Source organism: Paracoccus sp. FO-3 (genome assembly GCF_006386455.1).
GTDB lineage: Bacteria > Pseudomonadota > Alphaproteobacteria > Rhodobacterales > Rhodobacteraceae > Paracoccus > Paracoccus versutus.
In genome coordinates this window covers 1-14769 of the sequence record NZ_VCBQ01000115.1, presented here as the reverse complement: position 1 = coordinate 14769, position 14769 = coordinate 1, and the positions used below count along the sequence as shown (strand labels likewise).

General features: G+C 68.0%; 19 protein-coding genes and 4 pseudogenes. 4 read left to right on the top strand and 19 right to left on the bottom strand.

Features of this window, described 5'->3' with window-relative positions; genetic code table 11:
* Positions 1-232: 232 nt before the first annotated feature.
* Both FE811_RS28785 and ccoS read right to left on the bottom strand, forming a co-directional pair.
* Positions 233-445 (bottom strand): annotated as a pseudogene (locus tag FE811_RS28785) (DUF6522 family protein); the annotation flags it as partial.
* Between the two features lie 72 nt (positions 446-517).
* Entirely contained in the window at positions 518-694 is a 177-nt protein-coding gene (gene ccoS / locus FE811_RS22420; RefSeq protein ID WP_116222757.1) for a cbb3-type cytochrome oxidase assembly protein CcoS, read from the bottom strand.
* Positions 695-735: 41 nt separating this feature from the next.
* On the opposite strand from ccoS, the gene FE811_RS22415 reads away from it, so the two are divergent.
* Positions 736-918 (top strand): hypothetical protein, encoded by a 183-nt coding sequence (locus FE811_RS22415; protein WP_052096291.1) that lies wholly within the window; start codon positions 736-738, stop codon positions 916-918.
* On the opposite strand, the gene FE811_RS22410 is transcribed toward FE811_RS22415, so the two are convergent.
* The 13 genes and pseudogenes from FE811_RS22410 to FE811_RS22355 all read right to left on the bottom strand — a co-directional run bounded on the left by FE811_RS22410 (position 899) and on the right by FE811_RS22355 (position 7086).
* Complete coding sequence (locus tag FE811_RS22410) at positions 899-1159, bottom strand: DUF2189 domain-containing protein (RefSeq protein ID WP_116222756.1); 261 nt, start codon at positions 1157-1159, stop codon at positions 899-901. The genes FE811_RS22415 and FE811_RS22410 overlap by 20 nt on opposite strands.
* 69 nt (positions 1160-1228) lie before the next feature.
* Positions 1229-1462 (bottom strand): hypothetical protein, encoded by a 234-nt coding sequence (locus tag FE811_RS22405; protein ID WP_140848850.1) that lies wholly within the window; start codon positions 1460-1462, stop codon positions 1229-1231.
* An 8-nt stretch (positions 1463-1470) separates the two neighbouring features.
* Positions 1471-1704, bottom strand: coding sequence for a hypothetical protein (locus tag FE811_RS22400; protein WP_116222754.1), 234 nt, complete (start codon positions 1702-1704; stop codon positions 1471-1473).
* A 54-nt stretch (positions 1705-1758) separates the two neighbouring features.
* Positions 1759-2235 carry a c-type cytochrome gene (locus FE811_RS28400; protein ID WP_116222753.1) on the bottom strand — a complete coding sequence of 159 codons (477 nt, stop codon included), beginning with the start codon at positions 2233-2235 and terminating at the stop codon, positions 1759-1761.
* Positions 2236-2314: 79 nt separating this feature from the next.
* A pseudogene (locus FE811_RS28780) lies at positions 2315-2476 on the bottom strand (cbb3-type cytochrome c oxidase N-terminal domain-containing protein); the annotation flags it as partial.
* 119 nt (positions 2477-2595) lie between these two features.
* Positions 2596-3236: pseudogene (locus tag FE811_RS22385) on the bottom strand (cbb3-type cytochrome c oxidase subunit II).
* 29 nt (positions 3237-3265) lie between these two features.
* Entirely contained in the window at positions 3266-3415 is a 150-nt protein-coding gene (locus tag FE811_RS27965; RefSeq protein WP_208861653.1) for a hypothetical protein, read from the bottom strand.
* Positions 3416-3420: 5 nt separating this feature from the next.
* A complete protein-coding gene (locus tag FE811_RS22380) occupies positions 3421-3801 on the bottom strand; it encodes a cbb3-type cytochrome c oxidase subunit I (protein ID WP_208861652.1) in 381 nt (126 codons plus the stop codon).
* A 36-nt stretch (positions 3802-3837) separates the two neighbouring features.
* Positions 3838-4098 (bottom strand): hypothetical protein, encoded by a 261-nt coding sequence (locus FE811_RS22375; protein ID WP_116222752.1) that lies wholly within the window; start codon positions 4096-4098, stop codon positions 3838-3840.
* Between the two features lie 71 nt (positions 4099-4169).
* A complete protein-coding gene (locus FE811_RS22370) occupies positions 4170-4700 on the bottom strand; it encodes a dihydrofolate reductase family protein (protein ID WP_116222751.1) in 531 nt (176 codons plus the stop codon).
* A gap of 62 nt (positions 4701-4762) precedes the next feature.
* Positions 4763-5410, bottom strand: a complete 648-nt coding sequence (locus FE811_RS22365) for a glutathione S-transferase family protein (protein WP_116222750.1) — start codon at positions 5408-5410, stop codon at positions 4763-4765.
* Positions 5411-5455: 45 nt separating this feature from the next.
* The gene (locus FE811_RS22360) at positions 5456-5899 is read right to left on the bottom strand and encodes an SRPBCC family protein (RefSeq protein ID WP_116222749.1); all 444 of its coding nucleotides are present in this window, start codon (positions 5897-5899) and stop codon (positions 5456-5458) included.
* 14 nt (positions 5900-5913) lie between these two features.
* On the bottom strand, positions 5914-7086 hold the full coding sequence (locus tag FE811_RS22355) for a DJ-1/PfpI family protein (RefSeq protein ID WP_244295305.1): 1173 nt from the start codon (positions 7084-7086) through the stop codon (positions 5914-5916).
* A gap of 87 nt (positions 7087-7173) precedes the next feature.
* On the opposite strand from FE811_RS22355, the gene FE811_RS22350 reads away from it, so the two are divergent.
* Positions 7174-8184, top strand: coding sequence for a GlxA family transcriptional regulator (locus FE811_RS22350; RefSeq protein WP_244295302.1), 1011 nt, complete (start codon positions 7174-7176; stop codon positions 8182-8184).
* A gap of 159 nt (positions 8185-8343) precedes the next feature.
* Here the strand turns inward: FE811_RS22350 and FE811_RS22345 are convergent, their stop codons facing one another.
* Together FE811_RS22345 and FE811_RS22340 are read right to left on the bottom strand one after the other, a co-directional pair.
* The gene (locus tag FE811_RS22345) at positions 8344-9396 is read right to left on the bottom strand and encodes a proline racemase family protein (RefSeq protein WP_116222747.1); all 1053 of its coding nucleotides are present in this window, start codon (positions 9394-9396) and stop codon (positions 8344-8346) included.
* A 272-nt stretch (positions 9397-9668) separates the two neighbouring features.
* Positions 9669-10458: pseudogene (locus FE811_RS22340) on the bottom strand (glycine betaine ABC transporter substrate-binding protein); the annotation flags it as partial.
* 414 nt (positions 10459-10872) lie between these two features.
* On the opposite strand from FE811_RS22340, the gene FE811_RS22335 reads away from it, so the two are divergent.
* Positions 10873-11238 (top strand): DUF305 domain-containing protein, encoded by a 366-nt coding sequence (locus tag FE811_RS22335; RefSeq protein ID WP_072464262.1) that lies wholly within the window; start codon positions 10873-10875, stop codon positions 11236-11238.
* Between the two features lie 28 nt (positions 11239-11266).
* On the opposite strand, the gene FE811_RS22330 is transcribed toward FE811_RS22335, so the two are convergent.
* Together FE811_RS22330 and hpbA are read right to left on the bottom strand one after the other, a co-directional pair.
* Entirely contained in the window at positions 11267-11917 is a 651-nt protein-coding gene (locus tag FE811_RS22330) for a dimethylsulfonioproprionate lyase family protein (protein WP_116222746.1), read from the bottom strand.
* On the bottom strand, positions 11874-13910 hold the full coding sequence (gene hpbA, locus FE811_RS22325; protein WP_116222745.1) for an N-methyl-L-proline N-demethylase HpbA: 2037 nt from the start codon (positions 13908-13910) through the stop codon (positions 11874-11876). The genes FE811_RS22330 and hpbA overlap by 44 nt, the downstream gene beginning before the upstream one ends.
* A 148-nt stretch (positions 13911-14058) precedes the next feature.
* Here hpbA and FE811_RS22320 point away from each other — a divergent pair, with 148 nt between their 5' ends.
* On the top strand, positions 14059-14700 hold the full coding sequence (locus FE811_RS22320; protein WP_036760664.1) for a TetR/AcrR family transcriptional regulator: 642 nt from the start codon (positions 14059-14061) through the stop codon (positions 14698-14700).
* Positions 14701-14769: the final 69 nt, after the last annotated feature.

The following is a 14769-nucleotide window of genomic DNA, read 5'->3' as shown; positions in this document are numbered from 1 at the left end:
GCCGACGGTGCCGGCGATGCGCGCGCCTTGTCTTTCCAATCGAGGAGGACCAGGCACGGCTGACAGTCGGGATCGCCGATAGACGAGGGTGAAAAATCCTCGAAATGACTGAAGATATTTATCTCAAAATATTATTTGCATGAATCAATTTACCTAAAAATCATCAACCTCTCCGGCAGGTCGCGACGGGAAACGCGATGGCCGAGACGCAAAATTCTCTGCCAGAGGCACTTTATCGCCCGTTCCCGGCCGCTGGCTTGCGGGTAGGCATGACGAAGCGCAGGCGCTTCGCGATGCGGTCCTCGGCATCGATGACGATCCTGAAGATGTGGCCGTCGTGATGGAAGGTCAGGCGGTGCAGGCCGATGTCGCTGCCTGTGCCGCGCTCGGTGCGGCTGGTGGTGCCGCCGTCGCGGATCAGGGCTCGCGTGGCTTCGGCCGGCTGCCGAAAGCCGCGGCAAGCAGGTCCGCGCCGACGACGAAGCGGCCGTCGGCAATCTCGATCCGCTCGGCTTGCTCAGCTTCGGCCGCAGGGGCGCCGTGCCCGCCTTCCCCCTTCGTCGCCGGTCATCAGGACGCGCCATGCCGCCCCATCCAGACCCTTGAACTCGCGGTTGCGCAGCGCCCCCAGGAAAGCCGCAAGCCCCGAAAGGCCCATGGCCAGCGACAGCGGGATCAGCAGGGCCAGGCTCATGCCCGATCCCCCAGGATGGCACGGAAAAGGTGCCAGGTGCCGTGGCCCGGGACAAGATCAGGATCAGCTCCAGAAGCCCGGTCGCGACGCTGTGCGCGATGCCCTGCGTGACGATCGCGCCCCAGGCCAGCGAGGGGCCGGGATTGCGCGCCAGCATCGCAAAGCTGAACCCCGGCGCGGTCAGCGCATCGCGCCGCTCGGACATCAGCATCGGCAGGGCATAAAGGCGATGGCGAAGGCGAAGCCCGCGAACAGCCCACCGACCAGTCTGCCGGTCAGCAGCAGCATCCAGCCGCGCAGGGTGGTGAAGGTGTCGGCCAGCGCCTCGCCCGCCCCCGGATAGGATCGCAGCCAGAAGAACAGCGCGTAAAGCAGGTCCGCCGTGCGCAGCCAGAACAGCAGCAGGCACAGAAGCAGTCCCGCACAGGCAAGCTGCGCGCCCGCAGCGGCGCGGGAATGGCGCATGTCGGCCAGATACGCGCCTTCGCCCCGTGCCAGCGCGCGAAAGCCCGATGGCCAGGACAGGCCCCAGGATCATGCGCCCGCCAGCGCGGGCAGCACCAAGTATATCAGGCAGAAATGCCACAGGGTCCAGACCGCCGCGACCGAAAGCAGGAACAGCGCTACCCCAAGGTTGGCCAGGGGGTTGCGGCGGAAATCGCGCCAGCCCGCCGCAAGGCAGTCCAGCGCCAACCGCGCGGACAGGTTGCGGGCCAGCGTGTCCTGGGGCCGCGGGGACGCGCGCCGCATGGGAAGGGGTTCCAGCATTAACGCCCCTAACAGTTGTGCCGGTCGGGCGAGATCGCGGCGCATTCCGGCTGCGAGCGAAAGGCCACGGCGACCAGATGGACATTGGCGGCGGCAAAGACCAGCAGCGCCACGGCCGCGGCACAGATCGCTAGCCGCCTTTGCGCCCCCGGCAGGCCGGCGACGTAAAGCGCCAGCAGGTTGCGCTCGACCTCGGTCAGCCGGCCTTCCCATGCCGGCAAGACCCCGGCGCGGCCGTTCATCAGCGTGGCGCAGATGGCGGCGGGCGTGCCGCCATAGATCCATTGCTCGTCGGCCTATGAGGGCGCACCGAGGCTCATGCCGCCCTCGCCCCGCTCGCCATGGCACGAGGCGCAGTTGTCGGCGAACAGCGTCGCGGCGGGGATGTCGGGATCGGCGGTGCCGTCGAAGGCGATGACATAGGGCACCAGCTGCTCGATCTCCGCGCGCGACAGCATCCCGTCGCGGCCGAAACCCATGATCTGGACGCTATTCGTCTCGGGGTGGTTGTTGTTGACGCCGACGCAGATCAGCTGGGCAATATCGGCGGGGTCCGTGGACCGCAGCCAGTCGCCGTCGTCCAGCGCCGGGAAACCCGTGCCGCCATGGCCGTCCCTGCCCTGCCCCTCGGCGCCGTGGCAGGCGGCGCAATTGTCGGCAAAGAGCCGCGCTGCCGCCGGGCGGGCCACGGTCATCAGACCGGCATCCGCCGCCAGCGCCTTGAAATCGCCCGTGGCGAAGCGGTCCTTCCAGCCCGCGCACAGGGCGGTCATGCAGGCATGGCCGGCCTCGGTCTCGGTGGCCTTGGTCGATGCCCAGTAGGCCGCGGGTATAGTCGCGGCCCAGGGGCCAGGCGGGCAGCAGCACCCAGGCGACGACCGAATAGGCGAAACTCAGCGCCGGCGCCCAGATCACGATGCGCGGAAAGGGCGTGTTCAGCTCCTTGATGCCGTTCCAGTCATGGCCGGTGGTCTCGTAGCCGGTGACGGGGTCGATCTCTTGCTTGCCGCTCATCCCCGGCCCCCTGCCGCGCCGAGGGGCGCCAGGCCAGCCACAAAGCCACGCCGAAGAAACCCATCATCCAAAAAGCCCGAAGGTCTTGGCCATCAGGACCAGGAAATCATGCAGCGCCATCACCCGCCCTTCCCGCTGGCGACCCCGGTCAGCCGGCCCAGGGATTGCAGATAGGCGGCCAGCGCATCCATCTCCGTCAGCCGCCCCGGATCGCCGTCGAAGGCGCGGATGGGCGGCCGGTCGCCGTGGCGTTCCGCGAAACCCGCCGCGTCGCCGTCGGGCATGGCCTGCCCAGCGGCGTCGCGGGCGGCATGGGCGACCATCCCGTCGTCATAGGGCACGCCGAGCCGCGCCAGCACGGCGATCTCCAGCGGCCGCATCAGCCAGGGACAGGCCGGCATGATCGAGGCCGGCACCACCTCGCGCGCGCGACGCGCCAGTCGTCGGAATACTTGCCCCCCAGCCGGACGATATCCGGCCCGGTGCGTTTCGATCCCCACGGCGTCGGGAAATCCCAGGCGCTTTCGCCCACGATGAAATAGGGGCCGTGGCGGTCGATCTCATCGGCCGGGGTGCGGATCATCTGGCTGTGGCAGGCAATGGCAGCCCTCGCGCATGTGGATCTCGCGCCCCAGTTCCAGCGGCGTCGGCGGCGCAGATCCGCGGGGATCTCGACCGTGCGCTGGATGGTGAAAAGCGGCGCGATCTCGACGATGCCGCCGGTCGAGGCCGCGACGATGATCCCCGCCACCAGCCCCATGGACAGCTTTTCCAGGCTGCAATGCAGCCTCAGCATCGCGCTCCTCCGCCGCCATGGTCGCGTGGACTTGCTCCCGCGCGCGGCGCTGGCGGAAGGTCGAGGGTATTGGCCACGCAGATCAGCACCCCAAGCAGGAACAGCGCGCCGCCGAAGGTGCGCAGCAGGTCATAGGGCGCCATCGCCATCACCGATTGCAGGAAGCCGTGGGACCGCGCGCCACCTGCGTCATGGTGCGCCACATCAGCCCCTGGGGGACGCCCGCGTTCCATATGGCGACGACATGGACCAGCGTCGCCGGCACCCCCAGTCGGAAATGCCGCTCGACCGCCCGCGGCCAGCGCATCCCGTCCTGCCCGGCCAGATGGGGCACCAGCGTATAAAGCGAGCCGAAGATGATCATCGCCAGCCAGCCAAGCGTGCCGGAATGGACGTGCCCCACAGTCCAGTCGGTGCAACGCGACAGCGCGTTGACCGGCCGGATCGCCAGGAACGAGCCCTCGAAGGCCAAGAGCCCGTAGAACGCCGCCGCGACGAACATGAAACGCAGCGTGGCGTCGTCGCGCACCTTGTGCCCGCCGCCGTTCAGCGTGGGTTGCGCCCGTCAGACAGCCCGTGACCGCCCCGGCAGCAGAACAGGTTGTAGCCCTGCAGCAGCACCCAGGGCCCCCGGCAGCCGCGCGCGCGCGTTGCGCTGGACGACATGGAACAAGGCCGGGATCAGCGCATTGCCGCCAAAGCCGAAGAGGATGCCGGTGGCATGGGCCGGCCGCAGCGGCCCGAAGCGGGTGGCGGGCCAGGGCGGCGTCGCCTCGGGCCAATAGAGCAGCCCCGCCCCCGTCAGGCTGGCGCAAGGCGCCGCCATCGCGGCAAGATAGCTCCGCCGGCACGGACCGGCGACGCACGCGTGTCCGGCCGGGGCAACTCCCCGCCGCGCTAGGCGGGCGCGTATGTCAGCCGGATCACCTCTCCGCCGATGCGGTCGCTGGCGACAAGGCGCAGCGGGGGCCGGGGGCCGGCGAAGAACGGCTTGCCGCGGCCCAGCACGACCGGGTGGAAATAGAGCCGATATTCGTCGATCAGCCCCCACTCGCCCAGGCTTTGCGCCAGCTCCGGCCCGGCGACGTCGATCTCTCCGGCGCGTTCCGCCTTGAGGCGGCGGATCCGCGCCTCGATGTCATCCGCAACCAGCGTCGCATTGGGACCGACCGAGGTCAGCGAGCGCGAGACCACCCATTTCGGCTGGCGCCGCCAGGCATCCGCGAAGGCGCGGTCCTCGGCGCTCCATTCGGGATGGTCCTCGTCCCAACAGCGCATCACCTCGTAGATGCGGCGGCCGTAGAGGCTGCCGGCCAGGCCGCGCACCTGCCCGGTCCAATGGTGAAACAGCACCGGATCGGGCACGAAGGCGTCGTGATCGACATAGCCGTCCAGCGACAGGTTCATTCCGAAGAGGAATTTCGCCATGCTGCATATCCTCCCTGGCCGTTGGTTCAGCCCGCCGTGATCCTGCCGCAAGCGGTCCCTGCTCAGCCATTCGATGCCGTGAACACCGCCCGCTGCGCGTCGAAGGCGCGCTGATAGGCGGGACGCGCCTTGCCGCGCGCGACATAGGCGCAGAGGTTCGGAAATGCGTCCAGCATGCCGCTGCCCTCCAGCCTGCGCAGCACTGTCACCATCAGCAGGTCGCCGGCGCTGAAGGCGCCGTCAAGCCAGTCGGCATCGCCGAGCCGGTTGGACAGTTGTTCCAGCCGGCCATGGATGCGTTTTTCCAGCAGGGGAAGGCGGGCCCGGTGCCAGGGCTTGTCGTGTTCATGGTAACGCGCCTGTTCGTGCTCGACGATGGGCGGCTCCATGGTGTTGAGCGCGGCAAAGATCCACATGATCGCCCGCGCCCGCGCGTTCGCGTCCTCGGGCAGTAGGCCCGGATGGCGCCCGGCGATATGCAGCACGATGGCGCCGGATTCGAACAGCGCGAGGTCGCCTTCCTCATAGGTCGGGATCTGCCCGAAGGGGTGAAGCGCCAGATGCGCGGGCCGCTTCATCTCGTCGAAGGACACCAGCCGGGTGTGGTAGGGCTGGCCGACCTCCTCCAGCGCCCAGCGGACGCGCATGTCCCGCGCCAGCCCTTGGCCGCGATCCGGGGATTGCGCAAAGGCGGTGATGGTGGGCGTCATCGGAAGGCTCCGCGTGATGGGATCGCCGGGCCGGGCGGCCCGCGCCTATTGGTTGATCTCGGGCTCGACCAGCTTCGCCAGCTTGCGCAGCGAATCCTGCCAGCCGAGATAGCAGGCCTCGGCGGGGATCACGTCCGGCACGCCCTGCTGCTCGATGGTGATCTCTGTGCCGACGGAGACCTGTTTCAGGTCCACCGTGACCTTCATCTCGCCCGGCAGGTTGGGGTCGTCGAACCCGTCGGTATAGACGAGGCGCTGGCCGGGGATCAGTTCCAGATAGGTGCCGCCAAAGGAATGGCTCTGGCCGGTGGTGAAGTTGCGAAACGACATGCGGTGATGGCCGCCGACCTTCGCCTCCAGTTCGTGGACGGTGCAGAGAAAGCCGTAGGGTGGCAGCCAGCTTGCCACCGCGTCCGGCTCGATGAAGGCGCGATAAAGCTTTTCGGGCCTGGCCGCGATGACGCGGTGCAGTCGGATGGTGCTGGGCATGGTGTCCTCCGTGTCTACCTTGGATATTCCAGTTGCATGGCCACCGCGTCGGCGGTGCCTGCACCGTAACGCGCGGCGATCGCTGCAAGGGTCCGGTCGAGGGCCTCGGCGGGCGGGCTCTCGGGAAAGATGGGGACACGCCTCGCTTCCGGTCCGTCCGTGCCCTGCCGGTCGGGGATGAGGCGGATGCCGTTCCGGGTCTCGACCGTGCCGCTCGGGGCATATGCCGTCACCGTCGACCGATAGGTCCGCGACCAGGCATCGGCTGCCAACGCCAGCGAGACCTCGTCCATGCCCGGTGCAAGGGCGATGCCCAACTCCTCATGGTTCCAGAAAGCCAGCCGGTTGGCCAGAACTGTCACCGCGAAAGGCCGGCTCAGCGCGAAGGCGCCGCTGGCATGGCGTGCGTCCCATCGGGCGATGCCGAGATCGCGGGCGACGGCTTCCGCCCTGGCCCGGCCCGCGATGGCCTCGACCAGGGTCAGCATCATCGGCATCGAGGCGGTGATGCCGGTCGTCGTCACCACGCCGCCATCCGCCACCATCCGCCGGTCGGGGGCATGCGTGATGGTCGGGTCGATCTTCCGCAGCCGGTCCAGGTAATACCAATGCGTCGTCGCGCGCTTGCCCTTCAGCAATCCGGCGGCAGCGACGACCTTGGCGCCGGCGCAGATGCCGACGATCACCGCGCCCTTCCTCGCCTGATCCCGCAGCCAGCCCGTCACCACGGGGTCGTCGTCGCGGCTCATGGCGGGGACGATCACGTGATCCGCGCCCTGCGGATGCGCGGCGTCGAAGTCCGCGATGGTCATGTCGGGCTGCACGGTCAGCGCGGGAAACAGCCGCACCGGGCCGGGGCCGGTGGCAAGCGAGACCACCTCGGCCACATCGGCGCGCTTCAGGATGCCAGGGGGCAGCAGGTAATCGGTGGTCTCGGTCGCATCGTTGATCCCGACGATGGCGATCAGGGGACGGGGGCGCTTCGGCTTCAGCGCCGCGAGCAGGGCGCCCCTTTCCGCTTGCGGCACCGGCGGGGCCAGGGCCACGGATGCGGGCGGCAGCGAGGCGATCCAGAGGCCGAAGCCCGCCGTCGAGAGAACGGCCAGTCCCAGGATGGCCACCAGGACGAGGCGACGTTTCATCGGCTTGCTGGGCCGTGCCGGGCGGTCAGGCTGCAGGTCGCTCATGCCGGTTGCTCCTTCCTGCGCGGTGGCGGTCAGCTTTCGGCGATGGGGCAAGGATAGCAAGGTGCGCCTCTGGCAGAAATGACAGAAATGCCGTATTTTCGGCCAATGCACCAGGTCGCCTTCATCCTTTATCCGGGTTTCGAACTGCTGGACATTTCGGGGCCGGCATCGGTCTTCAACGGCGCCAATCGCGCCCTGGGCCAACGCGGCAGGCCGGCATTCTACAAGGTCGTGCCCCTGTCGGCCCAGGGCGGGGCCGTCGACAGCAGCAGCGGCATCGCCCTGGAAACCCGCCCCATCGCCGAACTGCCGGGGAAAGCCGGGACCGTGCTGGTGGTGGGCGCCGAACGGGAGCCCCTGCTGCAGGCGATGGCCGACCCCGTCCTGCGCTCCATGCTTCCGCGGCTGACGGCAGAGGCCGGGCGCTTCGGCTCGGTCTGCACCGGCGGCTTCGTCCTGGCCGCGTCGGGGCTGCTCGACGGGCACCGGGTCGCCACGCATTGGGACGCCTGCGAAGCCTTCGCGCGGGCCTTTCCCGGGGTCGCGGTCGAACCCGAGGCGCTTTACCTGGCCGAAGGCAGGCTCTGGACCTCGGCGGGGGTGACGACCGGCATCGACATGGCGCTGGCGATGGTCGCGCATGACCTCGACGCGGGGATCGCCGGCGAGGTGGCCAAGCGGCTGGTCCTCTATGCCCGGCGGCCCGGCTACCAGTCGCAGTTCAGCCCCCTTCTCAGGGCCCAGGCGCGGGGCGACAACCCGTTCGGGGATCTGATCGGCTGGATGCAGGCGAACCTCGACGCGCCCCTGGACGTGCCGTCGCTGGCCGCCCGCGCCGGGCTGTCCGAGCGCAGCTTCCACCGCAAGTTCACCGCGGCGACGGGCGAGACCCCGGCCCGCTTCGTCGAGACCGCCCGGCTGGATGCCGCGCGCATGCTCCTGTCCCGCGGGCTGCCGCTGAAGACCGTCGCCGCGCAGGTCGGCCTGTCCCCGGCCCCGCGGTTCGTGCAAGCCTTCGAGCGCCGCTTCGGCATCACCCCGCGCCTGTTCCGGGACATGCATATGGACCCGCCGGCCGCAGTGGACGCGATCGGCTGAACCGTCGCCATGCCGCAGCTTTGCGGACCCGCGCATCGGTCCCTCGATTGCAAGAGTTTCGAGGGTTTATAGGGCAAGAACTTGATATTACTTCTTGCCTTGCACTCCATGGACGCTCTCGAATGACGAAGGGCATCGAGCCCTCCGCGGCGGCCGGAGCTATGCCCAGGTATCGCCGACGGTGAAGCCTTCGGTGAAGGGATCGTCATGATCCAGCACCAGCGTGTTGAGCCCGTAGATCCAGCTGGTCCCCGAGATTTCCGGCACGACGGCGCGCCGGCCCGCGATCTCGGTCTCCTCGACCAGCCGCCCGGTATAGACATTGCCCAGGATGCTCTGGTGGCGGAAGCTCTGGTCCAGCGGCAACTCGCCCTTGGCATGCAGCACCGCCATCTTGGCGCAGGTGCCGGTGCCGCAGGGGCAGCGGTCCAGCGCGCCGGTCCAGGTCGCGGGATTGTCCCAGGAGAAATCCCCCGAGGCCATGGTGACGGCGTTCCTCCAATCCGCGTTCGGATCGTCCGTCGGCTCGGAAAGCTGCGAGATGGTGATGCCCACGCCCGGATAATCGGGATGCTCGACCGGAAGCTGCTCGATCGCCGCCTGCCGGATCATCGCCGAGATGCGGGCGATCTCACGGCCATGCTGGGGGATGAGCTCGAGGCCGGGAAACTGCCGGACATCGGCAATGGCATAGAACATGCCGCCCCAGCCGACATCGACGCGGACCTTGCCCAGATGCGGCACCTCGATCTCGGCGTCCAGATGGGCGGCGAAGGCCGGCACGTTGCGGAAGGTCACGCTCTTGACCTTGCCGCCCGCGCATTCGGCGCGGACCCGGATCAGCCCCGCAGGCGCCTCCAGCACCAGTTCGGTCATGGGCTCCTTCATCGGCAGCAGGCCCATTTCCAGCAGCACCGTGACGACCGAGATGGTGTTGCCGCCGGACATGACCGGATATTCGATCTGCTCCATGATGATGTATCCGGCATCCGCCTGGGGATGCGAGGGCGGCACGATGATGTTGCAGCAATGCGCCGAATAGCCGCGCGGCTCGCGCAGCATCAGCTTGCGCAGCTGGTCGTCATTGGCCTCCAGCCATTTCATCTTCTCGTAGACCGAGTTTCCAGGGATATGCGGAACGCCCCCGGTAATCACCCGCATCGGCGTTCCGGCATGCGTATCGACGGCATGGATCATTCGCTTGAACGCCATTCCTGTTTCTCCTGAGGCAATTGTGTCGGGATGGGTTGGGACAGAGAGGGTTCGGTTCGCCCGAGGAATGTCCGGGCGAACCGAGGGTTTTCATTCGCGGCCCCCGATCCGCCGGGCCGCTCGGCGCGGCCGCGCGGCGGGAGCGATCAAAGCGCGGCTTCGATCTTTTCCGCGACCTCGGCCGGCACCCATTTCGTCCACATGTCCTTGTTTTCCTCAAGGAAGTGGATCGCGCCATCCTCGCCCATGGCCTGGCTCTCTGCCTGCCAGGCCATCAGCTTGGCCACGGTTTCGTTGCTCCAGCCGCGGGTGTTGAAATAGTCCAGGATCTGGGGGCTGGTGCGGTCGGCGAAATCCTTGGTCAAGACCGTCATCACCGTATCGACCGGCCAGGCCGTGACCTTGGGATCGGGGCAGTCGAGGCTGGTGATGCACCGCTTCCATTCGGCCGGATCGTGTTCCTGCGAGGCTTCCAGCAGCACCAGCTCGTATTTNCAGCAGCGCGGTCGGCGCCCAGTAATAGGTGATGAAGCCCTCCTGCCGCTCATAGGCCCTGGCGATGGCGCCATCGAGGCCGGCGGCCGAGCCCGGCCGCATCAGGTTGAACCCCTTGCTTTCGGCCTCGTAGGCCTTGAACAGCTGCGCGGTGACGACCGTGGCGCCCCAGCCTTCGGCGCCGTTGAAGATCACGCCCCTGTCGGGGTTTTCCGGGTCGGGGAAAAGCTCGGGATGGGCCAGGGCATCCTCGACCGTCTTGATGTCGGGATGCGCATCGGCAAGGTATTTGGGAATCCACCAGCCCTGGATGCCGCCGTCGGGCAAGGCCGGCGCACCATAGACGATCTTGCCCTCCTCCAGCCCGCGCGGCACGATTTCGGGCAGCAGGTCCACCCAGGTCTCGGACGAAACGTCGGGCGAGCCCTTCTCGACCATCGAGGTGGTCGAGGGCACGGTGTCGCCGGGGATGGTCTCGACGCTGCAGCCATAGCCGTTCTCAAGGATGAACTTGTCGACATAGGTCAGCAGCTCGGCGCTTTGGACGTTGTGGAGCGCAAGCGTCACGTTGCCGCAATCCTGCGCCGAGGCCGACCAGGCCCCGCCAAGGAAACCGGCGGCCAAAACGGTGGAAGCGAGTAGTCTTTGCACGTTCTTTCTCCCTGCATGCGGCGATTGATCGGGACAGGGCGCCGCTTGGTTCTGTCCCGTATGGGCGGCTGCATCTCCCCAAACAGGCTCGGGTTCTTTGGGGGCCTTATTTTCGTATACGATATTTCAGATACGAAACCTTGCTATCGCGTGTGATTCTGTCAAGCCGTTTTCCGGCCTGCCCGCCGCAGATCCCTGCGGCCGGCCCTTGACCTTCCGGGGGTGGAAAGCCCTATTCCTGTAGGCTGGAACGCAACGCAGGAGGGTTTTCTCATGAACTTCGCGCGTCAAGGCCATCACCCCCACCCGACGCGGCCGCAGGAGGGTCGGATGAACCGGCTGGCACCGATCCTTGCCGCGGGCGCCCTCGCGATCTCGGCCGGGCTTGCCCTTGCGCAGGATGGCGACGCCCATGGCGATCACATGCACGCCGATGCCGACGGCGCCGCGACCCAGGCCTATGTCGCGGCGATGGAGCGGATGCATGACGACATGATGATCGAGCATACCGGCGATGCCGATGTCGATTTCATGCGCGGCATGATCCCGCATCACCAGGGCGCCATCGACATGGCCAGGATCGTGCTTGAGCACGGCTCGGACCCCGAGGTGCGCAAGCTGGCCGAAGAGGTCATCAAGGCCCAGGAGGCCGAGATCGCCATGATGCGCAAATGGCTTGAGGAGCGCGGCGAGTAAGGCGCCGGACCGTGCCCGCCCTGCGACGTCACCCGGCCCGGACCGCGAACAGGGGCTGCCCGCCCGATCGCAGGACGCGGGGGGCGTTCGGGGGGACGAAGAAGCCGCCGCCCGGCCGGACCCGGCCCCAGCCGTCCTTGCGGAACTGGCCGGGCGAGAGGACCGGGTAGGTCTCCTCGGGCGCGTGCCGGTGGTCGGGATGGCGCGTGTGCGGGGCGACCAGGCCGAGGCCCGGCCACAGGCCGCAGCGCTCGTCGATGCTGCCGGGGCGCAGCCGCATGGCATTGGCGGGGCTGTCCGCGACATTCGCGCTGGCGTTGGGGGCGCCGTTGCGCCGGCGCCAGCACAGCAGCGGCGACAGCGCCCGGAGGACGGCCAGGTCCGCCTTGGCAACGGGTGGTCCCGCGCCGGCGCCAGCCAGCTGCGGGCCGGCTGCGCTGCCGGGCCGGCGCCGGCCTGGCCCTCGGCCCCAAGCGCCCCGGCGATGCGGCAGAGCGATGCGGATGCCTGAATCGCCGGCAGGGCCGGATCGCGAAAGTCCCGCAGGGCTTGGGCTCGTGCCATGCTGATATCCCCCGTCGCTGTCGCCATCTTCCGGCCGCGCCGCGAAGCCGGTCGCGGCCGGATGCCTCGCCTCACAGATCCTTGACCAGCCGCAGCGCGTCGTAGATCGCCGCATGGGTGTTGCGCGCCGCCACCGCGTCGCCGATGCGGTAAAGGCGGAAGCGGCCCTCGGGGTTCTTGCGGACCTCTTGCAACCCGCCGGTGGTCAGGGCCTCGTAATCGACCTCGCCCAGGTTCGAGGCCAGCGGCTTCAGCTCGAAATACAGGTCGTCCAGCGGCCTTGTGCCATGGTTGACGACGACCTGATCGACGATGCGCTCACGGGTGAAATCGCCGTAATCGCTGCCCAGGCGCGCACGCAGCTGGTTGCCCTCGCGCGCCACCGACATGAGCCGCCAGGTGACGGTGAAGGTGGTGTCGCGCTTTTGCAGGTTGCGCATATAGGGCACCAGGTTCATCGCCATCACCTCGGGCGAGAAGCTGCGGTCCGGAGTCACGATCTCGACCGCGGCGCCGGTGGCCGAGATCAGGTCGGCGGCCTGCAGCGCCGCATGGTCGCCCGCGTCGTCGAAGATCAGCACGTTGCGGCCCGGCTTCACGTCGCCCGACAGGATGTCCCAGGCGGAACAGACAAGGTCGTTGCCCTGCTCCAGCACCTCGGTATGCGGCAGGCCGCCGGTGGCGATGACGACCTCGTCCGGCTCGGTGGCCAGCACATCCTCCATCTCGGCGAAGGTGTTGAAGCGGAACTGGACGCCGTGCTTGTCGCACATCGCCTGCCGCCAGGCGATGATCGAGATCATCTCGCGCCGGCGCTCGTCCTGCGCGGTCAGGCGGATCTGGCCGCCGGGCTGGTCGGCGGCCTCGAAGACCGTCACCGCATGGCCGCGCTCGGCGGCGACGCGGGCGGCCTCCATGCCCCCCGGACCGGCGCCGACGATGGTGATGCGCTTCTTGACCGGCGCGGCGGGGATGGCGTGGGGCATGGTCTCTTCGCGCCCGGTCGCGGCATTGTGCAGGCAGAAGGCCATGCCGCCCTGGTAGATGCGGTCGAGGCAGTAGTTCGCGCCGACGCAGGGGCGGATGTCGTCCTCGCGCCCCTCGATCACCTTGCGGACCAGGTGCGGGTCGGCCATATGCGCCCGCGTCATGCCGACCATGTCCAAGAGCCCGGCGGCGATGGCATGGCGCGCGGTCGGCACGTCGGGGATCTTGGCCGCGTGGAAGGTGGGGAAATTCGTGGCCCTGCGGATGGCGCCCGCGAATTCCAGGTGCGGGGCGTTCCTCATGCCCTGGATCGGGATGGTGTCGGTGATGCCCGCATCGGTGTCGATATGGCCCTTGACCACGTTCAGGAAATCCACGAGCCCGCTGTCCTTCAGCCGGCGCGAGATCTCGATCCCGTCCTCGGCGGTCAGCCCGCCGGGCAGGTCCTCGTCGCCGGTATAGCGCACGCCCAGGATGAAATCCTCGCCGCAGCGTTCGCGGATGCCGCGCAGCACGTCGAAGGTGAAGCGCAGCCGGTTGTCCAGGCTGCCGCCATAGGGCCCGTCCAGGTCGTTGGTCAGCGGCGACCAGAACTGGTCCATCAGGTGGCCGTAGGCCTGGATCTCGATCCCGTCCAGCCCCGCCGCCTTCATCCGCTCGGCCGCATCGACATAGTCGCCGATGACCCGTTCGATGTCCCAGTCCTCCATCTTCTTGGGAAAGGCGCGGTGGGCCGCCTCGCGCTCATGCCCCGGCGAGATCACCGGCAGCCAGTCGGCCTTGTCCCAGCGCGTGCGCCGGCCCAGGTGGGTCAGCTGGATCATCACCGCGCAACCGTGGTCGTGGCATTCGTCGGCCAGCTTCTTCATCCAGCCGACCACCTCGTCCTTCCAGGCCAGGATGTTGTTGAACACCGGCGGGCTGTCGCGCGAGACCGAGGCCGAGCCCGCGGTCATGGTCAGCGCCACGCCGGCCCTGGCGCGCTCGACGTGATAGGCGCGGTAGCGGTCCTTGGGCATGCCGTCCTCGGGATAGGCCGGCTCGTGGCTGGTGATCATGATGCGGTTGCGAAGCGTCAGGTGCTTCAGCCGATAGGGCTGCAGGAGGGGATCGTTCGACATCGGATCTGCCTGTGAAAGGTGGGGAGTCGCATCTCAGGATCAAAGTAATGTTCATCTGTGTCAATTAAAAAATCAAACATGAACATGACGGGATCATTCCAGGACATTTTTCCTTGCAGCGAATCGCGGGGCGGGCTAGGGCTGGGACATGAGAAATCGTGCAGCAACGGCTGAAACTGGATGGCGCGGGTCGCGCGAGGGCTGGCTTGAAACCGGCTATCAGGCGCTGATCGACGGCGGCATCGACGCGGTCAAGATCCAGCCCCTGGCCAAGCATCTGAACCTGTCCCGCACCAGCTTCTACTGGTTCTTCGAGGATCGCGAGGCGCTGCTGACCGCGCTGATCGACGGCTGGGAGGAAAGGACGACCGCGCCGCTGGTCCGCGCGACGCAGGAATATGCCGAGAGCCCGGCCGAGGCGATGCTGAACGTGCTGGCCTGCTTTCTTTGCGGCATCTTCGACAGCAAGCTGGAATTCGCCGTGCGCAGCTGGGCCTTGCAGGACGACAAGGTCGGCGCCCGCGTCGCCGCCGCGGACGAAACCCGGCTGTCGGCCCTGCGCGAGATGCTGATGCGCTGGGGCCACCAGGAACAGGGCGCCGACGTCCGGGCGCGCACCATCTACCTGACCCAGATCGGCTATATCTCGATGCGCGCGCAGGAAGAGGTGGATACCCGGCTCGCGCGCATCCCCACCTATGTCGAAATCTATACCGGGCAGGCTGCCGAGCCGCGCGAGATCGCGCGCTTCAATGCTCGGGTGAAAAGCTCGGCCAACCCGCCGTCATAAGAGCGGTCCGTCACCGATAAGGGGCGCGCGCGCCCCTTCCAGCCCCCGGTTTGCGCGACGGCTGGGGTT